This window comes from Desulfonatronovibrio hydrogenovorans DSM 9292 (assembly GCF_000686525.1).
Classification (GTDB): domain Bacteria; phylum Desulfobacterota; class Desulfovibrionia; order Desulfovibrionales; family Desulfonatronovibrionaceae; genus Desulfonatronovibrio; species Desulfonatronovibrio hydrogenovorans.
This window is the reverse complement of sequence record NZ_JMKT01000006.1, coordinates 1-2,500: the sequence shown is the minus strand read 5'-3', so window position 1 is coordinate 2,500 and position 2,500 is coordinate 1. Positions and strand designations below refer to the sequence as shown.

The 2,500-nt window shown below is 52.2% G+C and carries 2 rRNA genes (1 of these 2 cut by a window edge); both read left to right on the top strand.

Annotated elements, in window-relative coordinates:
• Nucleotides 1-2,315, top strand: a 23S ribosomal RNA gene (locus P771_RS0101140) (it extends 632 nt beyond the left edge of the window).
• A gap of 39 nt (nucleotides 2,316-2,354) precedes the next feature.
• Nucleotides 2,355-2,469: ribosomal RNA gene (rrf, locus tag P771_RS0101135) — 5S ribosomal RNA — on the top strand.
• Nucleotides 2,470-2,500: the final 31 nt, after the last annotated feature.

The following is a 2,500-nucleotide window of genomic DNA, read 5'->3' as shown; positions in this document are numbered from 1 at the left end:
CGTGCGAGGTTAAGCCGGCGAGGTGTAGCCGTAGCGAAAGCGAGTCTGAACAGGGCGATTAGTACTTTGGATTAGACCCGAAGCCGAGTGAGCTATCCATGGGCAGGGTGAAGCTTGGGTAAAACCAAGTGGAGGCCCGAACCAGTAAAGGTTGAAAACTTTTTGGATGACCTGTGGATAGGGGTGAAAGGCCAATCAAACTCGGTGATAGCTGGTTCTCCCCGAAATATATTGAGGTATAGCCTCGGATGTTCACTTGCGGAGGTAGAGCACTGAAAGGGCTAGGGGCCCCACCAGGTTACCAAACCCTATCAAACTCCGAATGCCGTAAGTTTAGAGTCCGGGAGTCAGACTACGGGTGAGAAGGTCCGTGGTCGAGAGGGAAACAGCCCAGACCGTCGGCTAAGGTCCCTAAATATGTGCTAAGTGGGAAAAGAGGTGGGACTACTCAGACAGCCAGGAGGTTGGCTTAGAAGCAGCCATCCTTTAAAGAAAGCGTAATAGCTCACTGGTCTAGTGGTTCTGCGCTGAAAATGTACCGGGGCTCAAGCACATTACCGAAGCCACGGGTGCCATGTTTACATGGTGCGGTAGGGGAGCGTTCTCTTATGGGATGAAGGTAGATCGGAAGGTCTGCTGGACTTTAGAGAAGTGATTATGCTGGCATGAGTAACGATAAAACGGGTGAGAAACCCGTTCGCCGTAAACCCGAGGTTTCCTGGGTAAAGCTAATCTGCCCAGGGTTAGTCGGCCCCTAAGGCGAGGCTGAAAAGCGTAGTCGATGGGAAACAGGTTAATATTCCTGTACCCGCTGATTGATCGTTTGAGTGATGGGGGGACGCAGGAGGGTAGGTCATCCGGGTGTTGGATATCCCGGTTCAAGCCTGTAGGCTGAAGATTTAGGCAAATCCGGATCTTCTTAAGGCCGAGAGGTGATGACGAGTCTTTAAAGACGGAAGTGACTAATCCCATGCTGCCAAGAAAAGCCTCTAAGCGAGATCAATTGGTGGACCGTACCGTAAACCAACACAGGAGGGTGGGGAGAGTATCCCAAGGCGCTTGAGATAACTCTAGCTAAGGAACTCGGCAAAATGACCCCGTAACTTCGGGAGAAGGGGTGCTTCTCCAGGTGATTAAATTTACTTTATGAGCCTGGGGAAGTCGCAGCGAAATGGCGGTGGCGACTGTTTACTAAAAACACAGGTCTCTGCGAAGTCGTAAGACGACGTATAGGGACTGACACCTGCCCGGTGCCGGAAGGTTAAGGGGAGATGTTAGCTTTCGGGCGAAGCATTGAACCGAAGCCCCGGTAAACGGCGGCCGTAACTATAACGGTCCTAAGGTAGCGAAATTCCTTGTCGGGTAAGTTCCGACCTGCACGAATGGTGTAACGATCGCCGCACTGTCTCGGCTAGAGACTCAGTGAAATTGAATTCTCGGTGAAGATGCCGAGTACCCGCAGAAAGACGGAAAGACCCTGTGCACCTTTACTACAGCTTGACATTGGACTTTGGGCTATCATGTGTAGGATAGGTGGGAGGCTTTGAACCTTGTACGCCAGTATGAGTGGAGCCAACCTTGAAATACCACCCTTGGTATTCTAGAGTTCTAATCCCGACCTGTGAAGCCAGGCGGGAGACATTGTCTGGTGGGTAGTTTGACTGGGGCGGTCGCCTCCTAAAGAGTAACGGAGGCGTGCAAAGGTTCCCTCAGGCTGATTGGAAACCAGCCGTTGAGTGCAAAGGCATAAGGGAGCTTGACTGTGAGAGAGACATCTCGAACAGGAACGAAAGTTGGTCTTAGTGATCCGGTGGTCCCGCATGGAAGGGCCATCGCTCATCGGATAAAAGGTACGCCGGGGATAACAGGCTGATCGCGTCCAAGAGTTCACATCGACGACGCGGTTTGGCACCTCGATGTCGGCTCATCACATCCTGGGGCTGGAGCAGGTCCCAAGGGTACGGCTGTTCGCCGTTTAAAGTGGTACGCGAGCTGGGTTTAAAACGTCGTGAGACAGTTTGGTCCCTATCTTCTGTGGGCGTAGGAGACTTGAGAGGGTCTGTTCCTAGTACGAGAGGACCGGAATGGACGATCCTCTAGTGGGCCTGTTGTCGCGCCAGCGGCACAGCAGGGTAGCTATGATCGGTCAGGATAACCGCTGAAAGCATCTAAGCGGGAAGCCAGCCTCAAGATAAGGTCTCCCTTGACTTCGGTCACTGAAGGACCCTGGAAGACTACCAGGTAGATAGGCCGGAAGTGTAAGCATGGCAACATGTTCAGCTAACCGGTACTAATAGTCCGTGCGTCTTAACCTAATCTTTTAAAAACTTACCCTTATTAACTATAAATTTTGTTCCGGCGGCCATGGCGGAGGGGTCACACCCGACTCCATTCCGAACTCGGAAGTTAAGCCCTCCAGCGCCGATGATACTTGGGGTCTACCCCTGGGAAAGTAGGTCGCTGCCGGAACAATCCTTACATGCCATAAGGCATAAAAAAA